This is a genomic window from Rhodococcus sp. no. 34, from assembly GCF_054589475.1.
Genome location: NZ_BAAILK010000012.1, coordinates 730,056 through 750,394, shown reverse-complemented (window position 1 = coordinate 750,394; position 20,339 = coordinate 730,056). Strand labels below are relative to the sequence as shown.

General features: G+C 63.1%; 13 protein-coding genes. 2 read left to right on the top strand and 11 right to left on the bottom strand.

Features of this window, described 5'->3' with window-relative positions; all coding sequences use genetic code 11:
- Positions 1-2 precede the first annotated feature (2 nt).
- Positions 3-911: an ABC transporter substrate-binding protein gene (locus ACYP01_RS04450; protein WP_030536963.1), complete on the top strand. Its 909-nt coding sequence runs from the start codon at positions 3-5 to the stop codon at positions 909-911.
- A gap of 802 nt (positions 912-1,713) precedes the next feature.
- Here the strand turns inward: ACYP01_RS04450 and hutG are convergent.
- From hutG to ACYP01_RS04395, 11 genes are all read right to left on the bottom strand, one after another.
- Positions 1,714-2,682: a formimidoylglutamase gene (gene hutG, locus ACYP01_RS04445; protein ID WP_042926100.1), complete on the bottom strand. Its 969-nt coding sequence runs from the start codon at positions 2,680-2,682 to the stop codon at positions 1,714-1,716.
- Between the two features lie 23 nt (positions 2,683-2,705).
- Complete coding sequence (gene hutI, locus ACYP01_RS04440) at positions 2,706-3,896, bottom strand: imidazolonepropionase (protein WP_042926102.1); 1,191 nt, start codon at positions 3,894-3,896, stop codon at positions 2,706-2,708.
- A gap of 37 nt (positions 3,897-3,933) precedes the next feature.
- Positions 3,934-5,607 carry a urocanate hydratase gene (gene hutU, locus ACYP01_RS04435; RefSeq protein ID WP_007732742.1) on the bottom strand — a complete coding sequence of 558 codons (1,674 nt, stop codon included), beginning with the start codon at positions 5,605-5,607 and terminating at the stop codon, positions 3,934-3,936.
- 42 nt (positions 5,608-5,649) lie between these two features.
- Entirely contained in the window at positions 5,650-7,086 is a 1,437-nt protein-coding gene (locus ACYP01_RS04430) for a purine-cytosine permease family protein (RefSeq protein ID WP_003940251.1), read from the bottom strand.
- 203 nt (positions 7,087-7,289) lie between these two features.
- Positions 7,290-8,654, bottom strand: a complete 1,365-nt coding sequence (locus tag ACYP01_RS04425; RefSeq protein WP_459678771.1) for an FAD-binding oxidoreductase — start codon at positions 8,652-8,654, stop codon at positions 7,290-7,292.
- 16 nt (positions 8,655-8,670) lie between these two features.
- A complete protein-coding gene (locus tag ACYP01_RS04420; protein WP_459678770.1) occupies positions 8,671-9,744 on the bottom strand; it encodes a histidinol-phosphate transaminase in 1,074 nt (357 codons plus the stop codon).
- Positions 9,741-11,309: a histidine ammonia-lyase gene (gene hutH / locus ACYP01_RS04415; protein WP_007732730.1), complete on the bottom strand. Its 1,569-nt coding sequence runs from the start codon at positions 11,307-11,309 to the stop codon at positions 9,741-9,743. Before hutH ends, ACYP01_RS04420 begins: the two co-directional genes overlap by 4 nt.
- Before the next feature lie 110 nt (positions 11,310-11,419).
- Positions 11,420-12,211 (bottom strand): IclR family transcriptional regulator, encoded by a 792-nt coding sequence (locus tag ACYP01_RS04410; RefSeq protein WP_003939864.1) that lies wholly within the window; start codon positions 12,209-12,211, stop codon positions 11,420-11,422.
- Positions 12,212-12,330: 119 nt separating this feature from the next.
- A complete protein-coding gene (locus ACYP01_RS04405) occupies positions 12,331-12,993 on the bottom strand; it encodes an IclR family transcriptional regulator (protein WP_003939923.1) in 663 nt (220 codons plus the stop codon).
- 37 nt (positions 12,994-13,030) lie between these two features.
- A complete protein-coding gene (locus ACYP01_RS04400; protein WP_003940060.1) occupies positions 13,031-14,173 on the bottom strand; it encodes a CaiB/BaiF CoA transferase family protein in 1,143 nt (380 codons plus the stop codon).
- 11 nt (positions 14,174-14,184) lie between these two features.
- Positions 14,185-15,354 carry an acyl-CoA dehydrogenase family protein gene (locus ACYP01_RS04395; protein ID WP_007732726.1) on the bottom strand — a complete coding sequence of 390 codons (1,170 nt, stop codon included), beginning with the start codon at positions 15,352-15,354 and terminating at the stop codon, positions 14,185-14,187.
- Between the two features lie 233 nt (positions 15,355-15,587).
- Between ACYP01_RS04395 and ACYP01_RS04390 the strand changes: the two genes are divergently transcribed.
- Entirely contained in the window at positions 15,588-20,234 is a 4,647-nt protein-coding gene (locus ACYP01_RS04390; protein ID WP_459678769.1) for an NAD-glutamate dehydrogenase, read from the top strand.
- Positions 20,235-20,339 lie beyond the last annotated feature (105 nt).

Below are 20,339 nucleotides of genomic sequence, written 5' to 3'. Positions count from 1 at the left end.
ACATGAAGAAGGTATTGATCGCCGCGTTGGTCGGCGTGACAGCGGTTGCGTTGTCCAGCTGCGGAATCGGCAAGGACCCCTTGGCTACGGACGGCGGCGGTAGCGCTGAGGGCGCCATCGTGATCGGTTCCGCCGATTTTCCCGAGAGCCAACTGATTGCGACCATTTACGCCGAAGCGCTTCGTGCCAACGGTATCGACGTTACCGAGAAGTTGAACATCGGTAGCCGAGAACTCTATGTACCGGCACTGCGCGACGGTTCCATCGATCTGATCCCCGAGTATTCCGGCGCCTTGTTGCAATATCTGGACAGCAAGACAACGGCGACGGCTTCAGATGAAGTATCCGCTGAAATCGATGCGAAATTGCCCAAGGGTCTGGTGGCTCTCGAGCCCTCGCCCGCAGAGGACAAGGATGTACTTGCCGTCAAACAGGAGACGGCGGAAAAGTATTCGCTGGAGACCGTCGAGGATCTGGTGCAGCATGCCGACGAGTTGACTCTCGGCGGACCGCCGGAATGGAAGACGCGCGAAAACGGCGTCGCCGGCTTGAAGACCAAATACGGCCTGACATTCCGGGAGTTCCTGGCACTCGATGCAGGTGGACCCCTCACGCTCAATGCGCTTCTGAGCGGGCAGATACAGGTTGCCGATGTCTTCAGTACCGATCCTGCGATGCGCTCGGAGAACTTGGTTGCACTCGAGGATACGAAGCACCTCTTCCTCGCGGAGAACATCACACCGATCATCAACGAGTTGAAGGCTCGCGATGACGTCCGCTCAGTGCTCGCGGGGGTTTCGGCGGCGCTGACCACCGAAGATCTCATCGAGATGAACCAGCGCGTTGCTGATCTCGACGACATGAGTGACATCGCTCAGGACTGGTTGCAGGAGAACTCCCTGGTGCCATGATCGAAGGCCGGGGTGGCGTCCTTGTCGTCGGCCGAACAGACGATATCGATTCGACCCCGCTCGGGGTAGCGTCGCGAAGTCAGGCATGCCTCGACCTCGCGGCGAGCCGTTCCGACCAAGGATGCCGACATGCCGAGAAGCCGACCGCGCACACCCATTGGACGAGTTCGGAACGGCGCAGCCACTACAACCACGGTTGTAGTGGCCGGCGTGTGTCTGGCATCAGGCTGGAACGCCCATGCAGTTTCCGAGTTGCGCTGTAGTTCCGTTCACGACGCCTGGTGGCACCGGACGGGCAATTCTCACCAGCGAGGGCGTCACCGTCATCGAATCACCGCCGGGAACGCTGACCGACCGCGGCGACGGTGACGGCTCCACCGTCGCTCAGATCGAATCGGTTTACGGCAACGATCATTCGACACGGACGATTCAGACTGAGTCAGGCCAATCGATCTTCGTCACCACCGGTGATCCGGGGCAAGTCGGTAATGGCGACCCCGGAGGGTTGATCGGCTTTTCGATTCACGACGGTACGGTCGGGCCTCCTGTGATCGGTGGTGTCCCCGGCTTCGAGTACTGCTCGGGCAATTCGTCGACTTCGACTTCACGATTGCCGACGGCATCCACATCCGAGGGGTGCGGAACGATCACGTACCCCGAGACAGGCGTTGTCGCCGCCATCGGCAATCTGCAAGGCGGCATCACTTGTGAGGTGGCAAAGGACATAGTTTGGAGTGCTCGGACAGAACTCGTGGAATCAGTTTTCAGGCAGGCCCGTAGATCTGCTGGAGGCGCGCCGAGGCTAGCGCTGAACCGGCACGTGCTTCGTGACTATCCGGTGGATCAGACGAGCAGCCGTTCGGGCGGTGCGATTGTCGACATCGAGGCTCGGGTTCAGTTCGGCGACATCGAGAACCGCGAGTTTTCCGCTGGACGTGACTCGGTCACATACGTATTGGATGGTTTCGAGGCTGACTCCGTAGGCCGCAGGTGCGCTGACGCCCGGCGCCACAGCTGCAGGCAGGACGTCGAGGTCGATGGTCAGGTAGACCAGATCGACGTCGTCGAGGAAGTCTGCGAGGAACTGATCCACGACGCCTCGGCCGATCGCTCCGCATTCTTCGTCGAGCAGATAGCGAACACCGAGGCGGTGAGCCGTGTCGAACAGTGCCGTGGTGTTGCTCGGTTGGCTGATTCCGATCACGCTGTACTGATGCGAGGTGCCTGCCGCGGCTTCGTCCTCGGCGATCTGACGAAAGGGTGTGCCGGAGCTGGGTATCGGATCGCCCCGCAGGTCGAAGTGCGCATCCAAGTTGAGGATTCCGAGTTTGGCTCCGGCGGTTCGCAACTCGGAGCCCGCGACGCCGAGGTATGTACCGTAGGCGATTTCGTGTCCTCCCCCGAGAACCACGGGGAAGTGTCCCGAATCAAGCGCAGCGCTGACGGCGTTCCCGAGTGCGGCTTGACCGGCCTCGAGTTCTTCACCCGACACGGCAACGGTTCCGGCGTCCTGAATCTGCAGTGGTTCGGCCAGCGCCATGGAAGCCAACCCGGCTCGCAAAGCGTCGGGGCCATCCGCGGCGCCGCGGCGGCCCTTGTTGCGGCGGACTCCTTCGTCGCTGGAGAATCCGATCAGAACACAGTCGCCGGGAGCTGTTTCGGCTGAATACGGTTGCACGGCATGATGCCACCGCAGATGCTCGGCAGTGGTGCCGTCGGAGCGCCCGGTCCACGGCTTGGGTTCGATGTCGACTGCGATCTGATGTGCCACGACGGCCTCCCGGTGAGTGTATTTCAGTAGCTTGTGGCGAGTGCGCCGTTTTTCCAGACCTCGCGCACCAGAGGGACGCCCGGGCGGTAGGCGAGGTGGAGGTACGACGGTGCATCGAGCGCGATGGCGTCGGCACGTGTTCCGAGAGAAAGGGTTCCGACGTCGGTGCGCTGCAGCGCCCGGGCGCCTCCTGCAGTGGCTGCCCAGACTGCCTCGGCGGGTGTCATGTGCATGTCTCGCACCGCAATTGCTATGCAGAACGGGAGGCTGGTGGTGTAGCAGGTGCCGGGATTGCAGTCGGCGCCGAGAGCTACGGTGACGCCGGCGTCCAGCAGTGCGCGGGCGTCGGGGTACTTGTTGCGGGTGGAGAAGTCGGCGCCTGGCAACAGTGTTGCGACGGTGGAACTCTGAGCCAGGGCGTCGATGTCCTCGGCGGTGACGTAGGTGACGTGATCGACGGACGCGGCTCCCATCTCGACGGCGAGCTGAACTCCTGGCCCTTCGCCGAGTTGATTGCCGTGGACGCGGGGGATCAGTCCAGCGGCGACGCCTGCGCTCAGGACTGCATGTGCCTGTTCGCGGTTGAACGCCCCTCGTTCGCAGAAGACGTCGATCCACTTCGCGTGTGGCGCACAGGCAGGGATCATCTCGTCGCACGCCATGGCGACGTAGTCATCGGCGCGGCCGGCATATTCGGGTGGTGGAACGTGGGCGGCCAGCAGTGTGACCTCGTCGGTGAACTGTCCGGCGATCAGTGCGCTGCGTAGTTCGCTCTCGGTGTTCTGCCCGTATCCGGTCTTGCATTCGACGGTTGTGCTGCCGGAGCGCAGGGATTCGTCGAGTAGGCGTCGAACATTGGCCTGCAATTGTTCGTCGGTGGCCGAGCGCGTCGCTTCGATGGTGTTGCGAATACCGCCCGCCGCGTACTTCTCGCCCGCCATGCGAGCTGCGAATTCCTCGGCCCGCTCGCCACCGAACACCAGGTGCGAGTGACTCTCCACGAATCCGGGGAGCAGGGCCCGACCGCCGATATCCTGACCGATATCGGCAGCCGGGGCGTCGGCGGAATCGCCGACCCAAGCAACAACGCCCTCGTCGAAAACGATTGCCGCGTCGTGTCGTACGCCGAGCTTGCCCTCACCCAGAGTCGGGTCATTGGTGACGAGGGTTCCGATGTTGGTCAGAACGGTGGTTCGAGAACCATTCGTGGTCAATGTAATTCCTAACTCAGGGTGAGGTGGTGGAGCTGTTTCAGTTCTCGGTCATCGGGATGCGGACGCCGCGGGTGGCTGCCGTGTCGATGGCGTGGTCGTATCCTGCATCCGCATGCCGGATGACACCCATCCCGGGATCGTTGGTGAGAACTGCTTCGAGCTTCTTGGCTGCGAGTTCGGTGCCGTCGGCGATGCACACCTGTCCCGCGTGGATGGAGCGCCCCATCCCGACGCCGCCGCCTTGGTGGAGTGAAACCCACGAAGCGCCGGACGCGGTGTTGACCAGGGCGTTGAGCAGCGGCCAGTCGGCGATCGCGTCGGACCCGTCGATCATCGATTCGGTTTCGCGGTACGGCGAGGCGACCGATCCGGAGTCGAGGTGATCGCGGCCGATGGCGATCGGTGCGGAGAGCTCGCCCGAGGCCACCATCTCGTTGAACTTGAGGCCGGCAAGGTGACGCTCACCGTATCCGAGCCAGCAGATGCGAGCCGGAAGGCCTTCGAAGGCAACCTTTTCGCCGGCCATGGTGATCCAGCGGCGCAGGTGCTCGTTCTCGGGGAAGAGTTCGAGGATGGCCTTGTCGGTGGCCTCGATGTCCTTGGGATCACCCGAGAGCGCCGCCCAGCGGAAGGGGCCGAGGCCTTCTTCGAAGAGCGGACGGATGTAGGCGGGAACGAATCCGGGGAAGTCGAATGCACGGTCGTAGCCGGCCTTGCGGGCCTCGTCGCGGATGGAGTTGCCGTAGTCGAATACCTCGGCGCCGGCGTCCATGAATCCGACCATGGCCTTGACGTGTGCGGCCATCGCGTTGCGGGAATCTTCGGTGAACTTCTGCGGATCCTTCTCCGACATGGTCTTCATGTCGCCGAAGTCGATGCCGATCGGCAGGTAGGCGAGGGGATCGTGCGCCGAGGTCTGGTCGGTCACGATGTCGATGGGGGCCTTCATCTCCAGCAGCGCCGGGAAGATCTCTGCCGCATTGCCTTCGAGGCCGATGGAGAGCGGCTTCTTGGCATCGCGTGCCGCGGTCGCCAGTTCGAGCGCGTGCTCGATGCTGTCTGCCTTGGTGTCGAGGTACTTGTGGGCGATACGACGGTCGATGCGGGTGATGTCGCAGTCGACGCAGATCGCGACGCCGTCGTTCATAGTGACGGCGAGAGGCTGAGCGCCGCCCATGCCGCCGAGACCCGCAGTGAGGGTGATCGTTCCGGCGAGTGAGCCGTTGTAGCGCTTCTTCGCGATGGCGCCGAAGGTCTCGTACGTACCCTGCAGGATTCCCTGGGTGCCGATGTAAATCCAGGAGCCTGCGGTCATCTGGCCGTACATGGTCAGGCCGAGGTCTTCGAGACGGCGGAACTCTTCCCAGTTCGCCCAGTCACCGACCAGGTTGGAGTTGGCGATCAGCACTCGCGGTGCCCACTCGTTGGTGCGGAAGACACCGACCGGCTTGCCGGACTGCACCAGCATGGTCTCGTCGTTCTTCAGCGTCTTCAGCGTGGCGACCATGGCGTCGAAGGCAGCCCAACTACGCGCTGCGCGACCGGTTCCGCCGTAGACGACGAGGCTGTCCGGGTGCTCGGCAACATCGGGGTCGAGGTTGTTCATGAGCATGCGCAGGGCACCCTCCTGCTGCCAACCGAGCGTCGTGAGCTCGGGGCCGCGGGGAGCACGGACGGGGCGCGGCTCGTGGCCGGGGGTGCTGATTTCCATTGTGTTCTCCTAGCTTGCTGAAGTTCGAAAGACGTTGGGGGATCAGACGCGAGAGTCGGTCATCGCGGTGTGATCGGGGTAGATCATCGACGAAGGGGGATTGCTCGTGCGCTTGGCGAGTGGGTAATAGATCAGCCCGGTGAACACGATGCCGACCAGCCACGAGATGTCGGCGCCGCCGAGCATGTCCGTGACGGGGCCGGTGTACATCTTCTGGGCGAGGAACGGGATCTGGGCGAGAACGCCGGCGGCGTAGCAAGCCAATGCGGTGAAGTTCCATGCACCGTATCGACCGTTGACGTCGTACAGCGCCGGAATGTCGATGCGTTCCTTGGAGATCAGGTAGTAGTCGATCAGATTGATCGCACTCCACGGCGTGAACACCATCAGCAACACCAGGACGAAGTTCTTGAAGTTGTCCAGGAAGTCGGCGCTGGCGGCGATGGCGATCAAGACCGAGACCGCAGTGAAACCGAGGATGTAGAGGGTGCGCGCGGTGCTCGAGATTCGCGACTGTCCGTTGAAGGCGGTGACGGTGGTCAGGATCGACATGAATCCGCCGTAGGCGTTGAGCACGTTCACCGTCAACTTGCCGACAAGGATGACGAAGTAGATCAGGAAGGCGATGGCAGCGGGTCCGGCCAGATCTCCCATGAAGCCGACCTGGTTACCCAGGAACGCGTCGCCGGCGCAGGCCGCGACGAGAGCGCCGAAGGTCATGGACCACTGCGATCCGATGACACTACCGAGGAACGTCGACCAGAACGTGGTGCTCTCGGAAGTGCTGCGCGGCAGGTAACGCGAGTAGTCGGCGACGTACGGGCCGAAGGTGAGCTGCCAACCGGCACCCAGCGAGATCGCGAGCAGGAAGGTGACTATGTCGAAGCCCTTGATGCCGACGTACGAGGCGACGTCGTACTCGAGGAACAGTCGAACGGCCAGGTAGGAGAATCCGACGATGCCCACGACGGTGGCGATCCTGCCGACGATGTGGATCAGCTTGTAGCCGGTGACCGCGACGAATGCGGTGAGGAGACCGAAGACGACGATGCCGACGGTGGGGCTGTCGATGTGCAGGATCTTGTTGACGGCCTGTCCGGCCAACACGGTGCCGGTGGCAGCGAAGCCGAGGTACATCAGGATGACGAGAACAAGCGGTACGACTGCTCCCTTGACACCGAACTGGGCGCGACTCGAGATCATCTGGGGGAGACCCATACGCGGGCCCTGTGCGGAGTGAAGCGCCATGACAGCGCCACCGAAGATGTTGCCGATCAGAAGTCCGACGATCGCCCAGATGGCGTCCGCGCCGAATACGACGGCGAGAGCGCCGTCGACGATTGCAGTGATCTGCATGTTGGCGCCGAACCAGAGAGTGAACTGGCTGCGCGGGGTGCCGTGTCGTTCTGCATCCGGGACGACGTCGATAGTGCGTCGTTCCGGAGTGAGGATGACCTCGGCCGGTCCATCGTGAGTCATAGGCCTGTCTTTCTGCTGCGAGCCCGTCGAGCGACGGAATCGACGTCGGGGTATTGCCCACCTTCTTCGTGCTTGGTGCTTTGCGCCTTGTGCTTTGTGCGCTGGGTCACTGTCACTGCGGATAAATGTATATGCCTGTATATACAGGCGTCAATACCCGGGACCCGTTTTCGCGTAAATGCTGTGTAACACCACGCGAGAAATCAGAAACCCTTACCCGGGTTGAGGATTCCGAGCGGGTCGAAGGCAGCCTTGATCGATCGGTGCAGTTGCATGCTGTCCTCGCCGAGCTCGAGAGAGAGCCAGCGACGCTTCAGAACGCCGACGCCGTGCTCTCCGGTCAGAGTTCCGCCGAGTTCGAGAGCACGCCGGAAGACCTCGTCCGCGGCGGTCCACACGGCTTCGGGGACCGAGCCGTCGGCAGTGCGGTCGAAGACGAAGGTCGGATGGACGTTGCCGTCACCAGCATGCGCGACAGTCATGATCTTGACCATGTACTCGGCGGCCGCTCGGTCGATACTCTCGAGCATGTCGGGCAGTTTCGACCGCGGGACCCCGACGTCTTCCACGAGACATTGCCCGAGTCGTTCGGAAGCCGGATAGGCGAGTCGGCGAATCTCGAGTAGCTGTGCGGCTTCTGCCGCGTCCTGCGAGACGGCGACAAAATCGGCGCCCGCCCTCTCGAAGTGTTTCTGCATCGCCGCGGCTGCTGCGTCGGCATCGACCCCGTCGGCCTGTGCGATCAGCATCGCGGCGGTGTTGTCTTCCAATCCGATTCGTTTCCAGTCGTCGACGGCGCGCAGCGTTGCTCGATCGATCAGCTCCAGCAGGCTCGGTCCGATCCCGTCGCGAACGACCGCGGCAACTGCGTCCGCTGCGGAGCGGAGAGAATCGAAACTGCCGACGACGGTGACCGGTACTCTCTTGGGCTTGGGCTGCAACTTCAGCGTGGCACTCGTGACGACTCCGAGTGTTCCTTCCGAACCGACGAGAAGACTGGTCAAGTCGTATCCCGCAACACCTTTGACGGTCCTTCGGCCTGTCCGCACGATCCGACCGTCGGCGAGCACAACCTCGAGACCCAGGACTGAATCGCGGGTGACGCCGTACTTCACGCAACGCAGTCCACCGGCGTTGGTGGCGATGTTTCCGCCGATCGTGGAGATCTCGAAACTGCTCGGATCAGGGGCGTACATCAGCCCGTACTCGTCTGCTGCTCGACTGATGTCGGCGTTGATCACCCCGGCTTCCACGACAGCGAGCTGATCGTCCGGATTGACCTCGAGAATCGAGCGCATGCGAGTGGTCGAGATGACCAGGCAGCCCTCGACGGCTGCCCCGCCGCCCGCCAAACCGGTTCCCGCACCGCGGGTTACCACCGGGACACGGTGAGCAGTAGCCCATTTCAGCGCCTCGGAAATGTCGGCCGCAGTTTCGGCGAGCATGACGGCTGCCGGATGGCCGGGTTCGGCGAGATGGGCCTCGTCACGGCGGTACGAGTCCATTACCGCAGGGTCGGTGATCAGGCGACTCGAACCGATCGACCGAGCAAGTTCGTGTACGGACATTCTTTTCTCCAGTCGGTCAAAGGTTGTGTGCGAGTGCATCCACAGCGGCGATCACGGCGTCTTCTGCTGCCCGCTCACCTACGGTCACCCGCACTCCCTCGCCGGGGAACATCCGGACCGAGACACCTTGCGCGACGCAGGCCGCTTCGAGTGCAGACGCTCTCTTGCCGAGAGGGATCCACACGAAGTTGGCGCCGCTCGGGACCGTCTCGACGCCGCGCAGAGTCAATTGCTCACGTAGGTGAGCGCGACCCGCAGTCACCGTTTCGACTATCGAATCGGTGTGCGCCGGATCGGTCAGGGCCGCGCAGGCCGCGGCCTCGGCAACTGCGCTGAGGCCGAAGGGCGGTGCAGCGCTGCGAAGATCGGCTGCGATCGCCGAGTTGGTGACGGCATAGCCGGCACGAAGTCCGGCCAATCCGTAAGCCTTGGAGAAGGTTCGGAAGACGACGATGTTGGGAAAGGTTCGAAGCAGGTCGACGCCGTCGACGTCGCTGGTCGCGAACTCCCGGTAGGCCTCGTCCAGGAGGATGAGGACGTCGCTCGGGATTGCACGGGCGAACGCGACGAACTCGGCGGTCGAGAACTCGCTACCGGTCGGATTGTTGGGGTTGCAGACGAGTACCGCGCGGGTTTGCGGGGTCACCGCCGCCGCCATTGCACTCAGATCGTGCCGATGTTCGGAATCGAGTGCGACGGGGACACCGCTCGCCCCGGCGATTCCGATCAGTATCGGGTACGCCTCGTAGCTGCGCCACGGGTAGACGACCTCGGTGCCCGGACCCGTGTACGCAGTCAATACCTGCTGGAGCAGTGCCAACGAACCGGCGCCGACCAATACCTGGTCGTCGCCGACGCCCAGGCGGCCGCTCAACCGAGCGATCAGCGTGTCGCCGAACAGCGACGGATACAAGTGCGAGTGTGAGGCCGCGAGATTGACGGCCTCGAGAATGGCCGCCGAGGGTGCAACCGTCGACTCGTTGCTCGACGCCCGCCACCGAACCTGCTCGAGGCCGGCGGCTTTGGAGTATCGAGGGAGTGCTTCGATTTCGGGTCGGGGGCGAGGCCTCAGCGCACCGGGCGCGGTCATGCCAGGGCGCCGATCGCGTTCTCCGCGGCCGCAACAAGTGCACCCGATGCCGCCAAGTCCACCGCGGCCTCGATCTCGGGGGACAGGAAGCGATCGGTACCCGGCCCCTGCACCTTCTCGCGCAGGGTCCGAAGGACGGCTCCGGTGGCGGGGGAGGGCTCGAGTGGGGAGCGCAAATCGATTCCTCGTGCTGCAGTCAGTATCTCGATCGCGAGAACTCGGGTGAGGCCGTCGATGGACCGGCGGAGCTTGCGTGCACCCGACCATCCCATGGAGACGTGATCTTCCTGCATGGCCGAGGAGGGAATCGAATCGACACTGGCCGGGCTCGCGAGTCGCTTGAGTTCGGACACGATGGCAGCTTGTGTGTACTGCGCGATCATCAGTCCGCTGTCGACACCGGGGTCGTCGGCGAGGAAGGGGGTCAGACCGTGATTGCGTGCTACGTCGAGGAAGCGGTCGGTTCGGCGTTCGCTGATACCCGCGACATCCGCGGTCACGATGGCGAGGAAGTCCAAGACGTAGGCCACGGGGGCTCCGTGGAAGTTACCGTTCGATCGAACCCGTCCGTCGAGGGTGACAACGGGATTGTCGACAGCACTGGCCAATTCGCGCCCGGCGACGAGGCGGGCGTGATCGACGGTGTCGCGTGCGCCGCCGGCGACCTGCGGTGCGCACCGCAGTGAGTACGCGTCTTGAACCCTGGTGCAGTCAGGGCCCGCATGGCTGGCGACGATCGGGGAATCGGCAAGCAGACGCACCATGTTCGAGGCGGCCGCGCCCTGTCCGGGGTGGGGGCGAAGCGCCTGAAGATCGGCGGCGAACACTTGATCGGTGCCGAGCAAGCCCTCGACGCTCATAGCGGCAGCGATGTCGGCCAACTTGAGCAGATGATCGAGATCGGTGATCGCAAGGGCCAGTTGACCGAGCATCCCGTCGGTACCGTTGATCAGGGCGAGGCCTTCCTTCTCGGCCAGAACCACCGGTTCGAGACCATGGGCAGCCAATGCCGTTGCCGCATCGGTGAGTTCACCGTCGGCGGTGCGGACGGAACCTTCACCGATGATTGCCATCGCCACATGAGCCAGTGGTGCCAGATCTCCCGAGCATCCGAGGCTGCCGTATTCGTGCACCACCGGGGTGATGCCTGCGGTGAGTAGGTCGGCGTACGCCTGTGCGACTACAGGGCGCACTCCGGTCCGCCCGGTGGCGAGCGTCGACAGACGCAGAAGCATCAAGGCCCGGATCACTTCGCGTTCGACTTCCGGTCCCGAACCTGCCGCATGTGAGCGGATCAGGCTGCGCTGCAACTGTGTCCGCAGATGCGCCGGAATGTGCCGGGTGGCAAGTGCGCCGAATCCGGTGGAAACTCCGTAGACCGGTGTGGGGTCTGCGGCCAGCGCTTCGATGCGTGCACGACTTTCGGCGATCGCGGCCAGTGATTCCGCGGTCAATGCAACACCGTATCCGTTGCGCGCGACGTCGACGACGTCGGCGATGGTGACAGCGCCGATTCCGACCTCGATGGTTCGGGTGGCTGTCTGGGTGGCAGGGGTGGCGTTCATGGGACTCCAATGATGATGCGGTGACTATCTAACAAAGTCTTGTATACGAGACTCTAGTCTTGAATATGAGACGAAAACAAGGCCCGCAAAGTACGGAACGGAGAATTTTGCTACATGTCTGCGGTCGGGGTCTCCACCATTCGATCTCCGAGATCGGCGGAGAACTCGGCGCTGACGGCGCGCACTCGGTCGGCGATCAGGGCACTCTCCTCGGCCGATTTGGAGCCGGAGAGGAAGGTGACGCCGAGAGCTGCGACCGGACGACCGTCCCGTGTGATCACGGGGCTGGCGATGCAGTTGATCCCGGATGTCGTCGCATTCTCTTCGACCGCATATCCGCTCTCACGTGCTGCGGCGAGCAGTTCTCGCAGTTCGGCGAGCGTCGACGGACCCGTTCCGGTCCGCGTCGGCCAGGTGTACCCCTCGTAGAGCGCGCTGATCTGTTCCGCATCCAGACGGCTCAGAATCGCCCGCCCGACTGCGGTGAGATGCGCCGGAAGGCGGGTCCCGATCTCGGTCACCAACCGCACGCCCGGCTTGAGCGGTTCACGTTTGTCGAGGTAGATGACGTCAGACCCCTGTAGCACCGCCAGGTGGGAGGTCTCGTCCGTCGACTGGGTAAGGGCCAGCATGAATCGTTGGCCCTCACGGTGAAGTGGGCCGGACCGCATGTACGACGCACCGACTTCGAACGCCGAGACACCCAGGGTCCAGGCGCGTTGATCAGCCCAGTACGAGACGAACCGTCGATCCCGCATGACGTTGAGAAGATGATGCGTCGTGCTCTTGGGCAGGTCGAGGGCGCTCGAGATTTCCGCCGTCGCCAGCGGCACACCCCGACGAGCCAGGAGATCGAGCACGTCGAGCACGCGCTCAGCAGATTTCACGCGGCTCGTCGTCATGTGGGGTGTGTCCTTACGGGTAGGGCTGAGGTGGGAGCGGGGAACCACATTGTCTCGGATACGAGACTGAATCGCCAAGTGCTCGGATACGAGACTGAATCGCCAAGTGCTCGGGGTGGTCAGGGTGTCTGGCTGCCGAGTTCCGCGGACAACCGGGCGCAGTGCTCCACCAAGACGCGGCCGTGGCTGGCGCAGACCTCGTCCGTCAGACGGAAGGTCGGGCCCACGACGCTGAGCGCTCCGGCTATCTGACCGACCGCGTTGTAGATCGGCGCGGCAACTCCGGTCGAGTGATCCTCGATGGTGTCGTGCGCAATGGCGTACCCGCTCTCGCCTACCTTGCCGCTCAACGCTGCGCCGACGGCGGTGCCGTCCAGGGGAACGCTCTGGCCCACCCACCCCATGTGGCGGATCGCGTGCGTGCCCTCGATCTGATCGAGATACAGCGCAGTGTCTTTCGGTCCCTTCGTCGACAGGTAGGTTGACTCTCTCGTGGTTTCGGCGATGGCCTTCATCGCGGGCCGCGCTCTCGGCAACAGTTGATTGTCACCGAGAGCGCGAGCCCCGATCTGTAGTAGCCGCGGGCCGACGCGATAGACGTTGTCCTCGCCGCGAACGACGAACTCGGTTTGTTCGAGGCTTCTGATCAGGCGAAGCGCGGTACTGGTTGCCAGATCGGTTGCCTTGGCGGCGTCGCCGAGCGTCAACCCGCCGTGCTCGACGATCGCACCGAGAAGTTCGAACGTGCGATTCGCGCTGCGGGTCACGTCGCCGGGGGCCATGTCCTACTCCAAGTGCCGAGGGATGTCTGCGCTGAATCTATCGCGAGCCCGGCAGTACCTCACCGTGGTGCTCGTCCAGCAGGGGACTGCGGCGGACATCGGGGCGTCGGCTATCACCGAACACGACGGGTTGTCGTACGTAGGAGATTTTTCCTGCTACCGGGTGCTCGAACGATTCGACGACTCCGCGATACTCGGCCTGCGCGGAGGTGAGTGCCTGCTGGACGTCCCAGATTTCCGAGCCGGCGAGGCCCGCGTCGCCGAGAATACCGACCACGTCGGCGACGGTCTTTCCGGCAGCCCAGTTTTCGATCTCCTTGCGCAGTGCCGGTTCGTTCTCGGTCCGGGCGGTGTCGTCGGCAAATCGGGGATCTGCGATCAGGTCGACGCGATTCATCGTCTGCGCCAGCTTCTCGAAACCCGACTGGCTCGCAACCGCGAGGACGAAGAGTCCGTCGTCGGCCTTGTAGGTGTCGAACGGTGTTGACACCGGATGACGGTTGCCGACGCGTGGGGGAGTGAGCCCGGTGGATTGCAGTTGGCTGTGTGCTGTCGGCAGCATGGCGAGCATGCTGTCGAACATCGCGACGTCAAGGTGCTGCCCGAGTCCGCTCGCCCGTGCACTCAGCAGGGCGGTACTGATTCCCCAGGCGGCGAACAGCCCGGCGACCAGGTCTCCGAACGACTCACCCAATCGTGTCGGCCCGGATTCCTCCGAACCGGTGATGCTCATGATTCCCGAAAGAGCCTGGACTACAAGGTCGTAGGCGGCGGCTCCGGACATGGGCCCGTCCTGTCCGAAACCGGAGATGGACGCGTACACGATCCGCGGATTGCGAGCCCGCGCAGCCTCGTAGTCGATTCCCAGGCGCTTGGTGACGCCGGGGCGAAAGTTTTCGACGACGACGTCGGCGGTCTCGATGAGCGTCAGCAGCGCCTCACGGTCCTCGTCGTTCTTGAGGTTGAGTGCCACCGAACGCTTGCCACGATTGAGCACGTTGAAGTAGATGCTCTCGCCGTCGCGGAACGGGCCGAGGTGCCGAGAGTCTTCACCGTGTTCGGATTCGATCTTGACGACGTCCGCACCGGCGTCGGAAAGCAGTGCGGTGCAGTAGGGTCCGGCAAGGACGCGCGAGAGGTCGATGACCCGGATGCCGTCGAGTGGGGGAAGTGCAGTCATGTCCGCGCCTTTCAGAACTCGGTGGAACGCGGCGACGGAGCATTGCCGGCAATGGTGAGCAACTGGATCTGCGAGGTGCCCTCGAAGATGCGGAGAATGCGGCAATCGCGGTACAGGCGTTCGATTTCCGATTCGCGCATGAAACCTGCGCCACCGTGGATCTGTACGGTTTGATCGACGATCGAGAAGCAGGCTTCGGTGGCGACGTACTTCGAAATCGATGCGGCGCGGCGGATGTCCTGACCGGCGTCCTTGACGTCGGCGGCCCAGTCTGCGGTGACGCGTGATGCGACAAGTTGCGCGTCGCAGCCACCGAGGAGTAGCTGGATTGCCTGGAAGTCGAAGATCGGCGTGCCGAACTGCTTTCGCTCCGTTGCGTACTCGCGTCCCAGTTCCCAAGCGCGCAGAGCGATGCCGTTTGCCATTGCCGCTACGTCGATGCGTGCTCGGTTCAGGGCGGTCAAGGCAATGTTGCCGCCGCGACCTTCGGTGCCGATCACGGAGTCGAGCGGCAGAACGACGTCGTCGAGGTAGACGGTGTACGTCGGGGCCGAACGAATTCCCATCTTGTCCTGCGGCTCCGAGTAGCTGATTCCCGGAGTTCCCTTGGGGACGACGAAGGCGGTGATGCCTCGGAATCCTGCGCTCGGGTCCGTCTTGGCGAAGAGCACGACCAGGTCGGCTTCCTTGGCGTTGGAGATGTACGTCTTCGATCCGGAGAGATGCCAGCCGTCGTCCTCGCGTCGGGCGACGGTACGCATCGAGGCGATGTCGGAGCCGGCATCGGGTTCTGTGAGTGCAAAGCCGGCCAGTAGTTCGCCCGACGCGAGCTGGGGCAACCAGCGATGCTTCTGCTCTTCGGAGCCGCCGACGAGAATCGGCTCGAGGCCCAGGTAGTGGGCGGTGTAGATCGATGCCAGCGCGGCGTCGGTGCGTGCAACTTCTTCGATGGCGACCAGTTGGGTTCGTGTCGACAGACCCAGCCCGCCGAATTCCTCGGGCACGGAAATGCCCATGAGGTCCTGCTGCCCGAGGCGCTTGACCAGCTGCGCCGGGAACTCCTTGGACTCGTCGCGTGCGGCTGCTCCTGGGTGGATCTCGGCGTTGGCGAAGGCTCGGACAGTGCTGCGGAACTCTGCGAGATCAACGCTGTCGGTGTCGGGCGCGGTCTGGGTAGTCACGGGGCTCCTTCGAGGCGGGATAGTTAAGAATTTCATCTAATGAAATCTAATTGCCACTAGTTGGCATGGACTGACTATGGCCGAGGGTGGCGAATTTGTCCAGGGGTGAAGCTGTTGTGTCGCGGCTCACGTTCTGCAATGATCAACTTGTCTAAGCCTGTATAGACAAGTTGATTGCGGATCGAACCCACTACAAGTCGGAAGCAGCGTGGCTTTCGACGGAAGGTGCTGACATGAGCCTCGTTTCAGTCGACACGACACCGGACTCCGAGAATGTGAGGAGGGTGTCCAGTACGTATTTCGAGGGCTTGTCGGCGGATCGATACGCTGCGCTCGCCGAAGACCGCAAGCTGGCGATTGTCGCCGCGCACATGGACCTTTCGCGTCGACGAGGACACAACTCGTCGATCTCGCGACTCGCGCCGGCCGGGGAGTTAGGGGACGGCCCCGCGATTCAATACGTCGGCGACGACATGCCGCAGCTCGTCGAAGCGGTCTTGGCGACACTTGCCCGTGCCCGCGTGGAACCGGAATTCGTGGTGCACCCCGTGCTTCGCACAGCCGTGCAACCGGCGCACAGCACTGAAGACGCCCGGGCCGGGGAGCGCACCGAATCATGGATCCACATAGGACTACCCGCACACTGTTCGGACGCGCAGGCGCAGGTGATCGCGGACGACGTCGCCGGAATCCTCGACCGTATCGCGCGTGCCTTCCGCGATTCCGTGCCCCTGCGGGACCTCGTCGACGAGGCGCGCGAGCAACTGGACTCGAACGGCTACGCCGAAGAAGCTGACTTTCTCCGGTGGTGCAGCGCCGGAAACTTCAGTGTCATCGGTGGTGCGCGAACTGTCGACAGTGACGAGCCGTACGCCATCGGCGTGCTCCCCGATCCAATCGGCTCTTCGGATTCGAAAGCGGCGCCCCTCGCGATTGCAGTGGTGTATCTCCGGCAAGGGTTCGGTGGATCCGAATACGCCACCGAGATCGACGTGTCCGTCGGCGACCGTGCGTACCGATTCGTCGGGTTCTTCACCGCGACCGGTATCGTCGCCGACGTCAGGCGAACCCCGCTCGTGCGAGGACGCGTCGCAGACATCTTCGAGGCCTCAGGATCCACCGTCGATTCGTTTGTCGGACAATCGATGCTGGCAGTGATTCAGTCGATTCCGGTCACAGTGCTCCTGGCGGCCGAGCCGGCCCGAATCGCGGACGCGCTGGACGAACTCACTTCCGTGGACGGCCGCACATCGATCCATCTGTTCTTGCAACCGGTGGGAAGTTCCCCGGCGACAGGGCGAGATCAAGAGTTGTCGGCTTTGCTCTTCGTTCCGCGCGAGAAATTCAGTACGACGATCAGAACAACGGCCGAGTCGGTACTCGCCGACGCACTCGGTGCCCACAATATCGAGTTCTCCAGTCGAGTCTCGGAATCCCCCTTGGCCGTCGTACATTTCACGGCCACAGTCGGCGGCGGCGCGAACTTCGCGTCGGCGCGACAAGCACGGGAGATTCGGGACCTCGTCGTCGACGCGTGCCTGACGTGGGACGAACGATTCGTTCTGGATGCTTCGCACTACGACGAGCGGCGCAGGCGTGCTCGGTTCGCCGAGCGCGTCCCGGTGGCATACAAGCAGGATTTCGACGCTGTCCGAGCCGCCGAGGACATGGCGGTGTTCGAGGGCCTCGCGCCCGGAGAAGTAAGTCCACGGTTGGCCCGATCTGTCGACGGACCGGGTACTCACCGTCTCGGACTGTACGTATCGGGTGATCCGCTCTCTCTGGGCGAGGTGCTGCCCGTATTGCAGAGCCTGGGCGTCGAAGTGGTCGACGAACGTCCGTACGAGATCGCACCGGTGGGAACCGAACAGTCCAGGATCTACGAGTTCACGCTCTACTACCCGAGTGCTCCGGTCGAAGGCTTCGACAACTTTGCTGCGCGATTCGGGGCGACGTTTGCCGCGGTTCGAAACGGTGACGCCGAGCCGGACTCGTTCAACGAATTGGTCGCGATCGCGGGACTCGGCTGGAAACAGGTAGTGGTGCTGCGGGCGTACGCGGAGTTCTTGCAGCAAGCGGGATTTCCTTACAGCACCGGTCGCGTCGCCGAGGTACTTGCCGATCATCCCGAGATCGCCGGCAGATTGTGCGAATTGTTCGAGAGCCGTTTCGATCCCGACGTCGTCGACGGAGATCGAGGTGCACGTGCAGCAGCGGACGTGGAAACGGCCGTGGCTCAAGTGCAAGGTCTCGACGCCGATCGGATCCTGCGCGCATTGTCCGAGCTGGTCCGTAACACGTTGCGTACCAACTATTTCGTGTATCCCACTGAATCGCTCGGCGCGCTCTCGTTGAAGTTCGATTCGGAGAAGCTGTCCGTATTGCCCTTCCCCCGACCGAAGTTCGAGATATTCGTGTACTCACCCGATGTAGCAGGTGTGCACCTTCGTTTCGGTACGGTGGCTCGCGGCGGCTTGCGCTGGTCGGATCGGAAAGAGGACTTTCGCACCGAGGTACTGGGATTGGTGAAGGCGCAGGCAGTCAAGAACGCAGTCATCGTGCCTGTCGGAGCGAAGGGCGGATTTGTCGTCAAACGCCCACCGGTTCCAGGGCTGGGCGCAGACGCAGACCGAGAAGCCGCGTTGGCGGCCGGGATCGATTGCTACCGATCCTTCATTCGCGGACTACTCGATCTGACCGACAACGTCGACAAGCAGAGCGGGGCCGTTGTCGCGGCGCGGCGGGTCGTTCGCCACGACGGGGACGACACGTATCTTGTTGTCGCCGCGGACAAGGGAACTGCGAAGTTCTCCGACATCGCGAACGAGGTTGCCGCGGAGTACGGATTCTGGCTCGGCGACGCCTTCGCGTCCGGCGGGTCGGTCGGCTACGACCACAAAGCCATGGGTATCACGGCGAAGGGCGCCTGGGAAAGTGTCAAGCGGCACTTCCGTGAGCTCGGCGTCGATACCCAGCATGATGACTTCACCGCGGTGGGGATCGGAGACATGAGTGGCGACGTCTTCGGCAACGGTATGTTGTGCAGCAAGCACATTCGCCTGATCGCGGCGTTCGATCATCGGCACGTGTTCGTCGATCCGGACCCGTCGCCTGAGCGCTCGTACGACGAGCGATCACGTCTCTTTGCACTCCCACGATCCTCGTGGGCCGACTACGATCCGACCTTGATCAGCGCGGGCGGCGGAGTGTGGGAACGCTCGGCGAAGCGCGTTCCGATCAGTGACGAGATGCGAGAAACCCTGGGCCTCGAGGGCGACGTCACCGAACTGACTCCACCGCAACTGGTTCGGGCGATTCTGCGGTCCCCGGCAGATCTGTTGTGGAACGGCGGCATCGGAACGTACGTCAAGGCCTCCGGTGAGTCCGACCTCGAAGTCGGCGACAAGAGCAACGACGCCGTTCGGGTGAACGGCAACGAAGTGCGTGCCCGAGTGATCGGTGAAGGAGGCAATCTCGGCCTCACCCAGGCCGGACGGATCGAATACGCACGCGGCGGTGGACGGATCAACACAGACGCCCTCGACAATTCGGCTGGAGTCGATTGTTCCGACCACGAGGTGAACATCAAAATCCTTCTCGACTCCCTGATCAGCTCAGGCGTCGTCACGGACTCACGTCGTGACGCACTACTCGAATCGCTGACCGACCAGGTCGCAGAACTCGTTCTTGCAGACAACCGTTCGCAGAACGAACTGATGGGTACCACGCGGGCGGATGCGGGGGCGATGATCGGTGTGCACGGCAGAGTGATTTCGAACCTCGAATCTCGCGGAATCGTCGACCGCGTCATCGAAGGGTTTCCGACCAAGAAGCAGTTCGCCGCGGCCGAGAAGTCGGGAACGGGGCTGACGTCGCCGGAACTCGCCACACTGATGGCCCACGTCAAGCTCGATCTGAAATCCACCTTGTTGGAAGGAAGCTCGATCGACAACCAGATCTACCGCCAGGTGCTGGCGAACTATTTTCCGGAGGGCGTTCGAGTTGCAGTGGGTGACGCCCTCGACCGGCACCCACTTCGTCGCGAGATCGTCGCGACAGTGCTGACGAACAACGTCATCGATCGAGGCGGCATCACCTATGCGTATCGGCTCGGTGAAGAAGTCGGCGCTGATCCGGAAGACGCAGTACGTGCCTTCACTGTGGTCTCCGAGGTGTTCGGACTGTGGGGGTTGTGGCACGACATCAGCGAAGCCTCGATCTCGACCGCAGTGTCCGACGAGTTGATCCTGCTCACCAGGCGACTGCTCGACCGGGCGTCACGGTGGATGCTGACACGTCGTCCGCAACCGCTGGCCGTCGGGGCCGAGATCAGCAGATTCGGTGATCGCATCGCGGAGGCGTCGGCAGAGCTCGATGGCTGGCTGGTAGGCGCAGATCAGCGGAACCTGGCTGCGCGAACGGTCCTCATCACGGACAAAGGCGCGCCGGAGAACCTGGTCAGGCGAGTGGAGATATTGCTCGATCAGTTCGGACTGCTCGACGTGGTGGAGATCGCGGACCTCGCCGATCGGACGATCTCGGAGACCGGCGAACTCTATTTCCGGCTCGGTGAGCATGTTGGGCTCGTCCCGATGCTCAATCGAGTGTCGGCATTGAGCAAGGACGGAAAATGGAACGCGTTGGCGAGGTTGTCGTTGCGGGACGAGTTGTACTCGACGGTGCGGGCCCTGACCCTCGACGTCTTGGCCGACGCGGAAGCGGGTGACACGACAGCGGAAAAACTCTCGAGGTGGGAAGAAAGGAATGCGTCGAGAATCGAGAGGTCCACTCTCGCGCTCGCAGAGATCGAGGCATCCGGGCAACACGATCTTGCTGCGCTTTCGGTTGCGACGAGCCAATTGCGGCGCATGGTGGGTTAGGTCCGGCGCGGACGCTCGCGGATGGATCGGAAAGGTGCACGAGGCGGATAGACTTCGGAGGCCGAACGGGAGAACCGACTCGGTGGTTTTCGACGAACGGGTGGT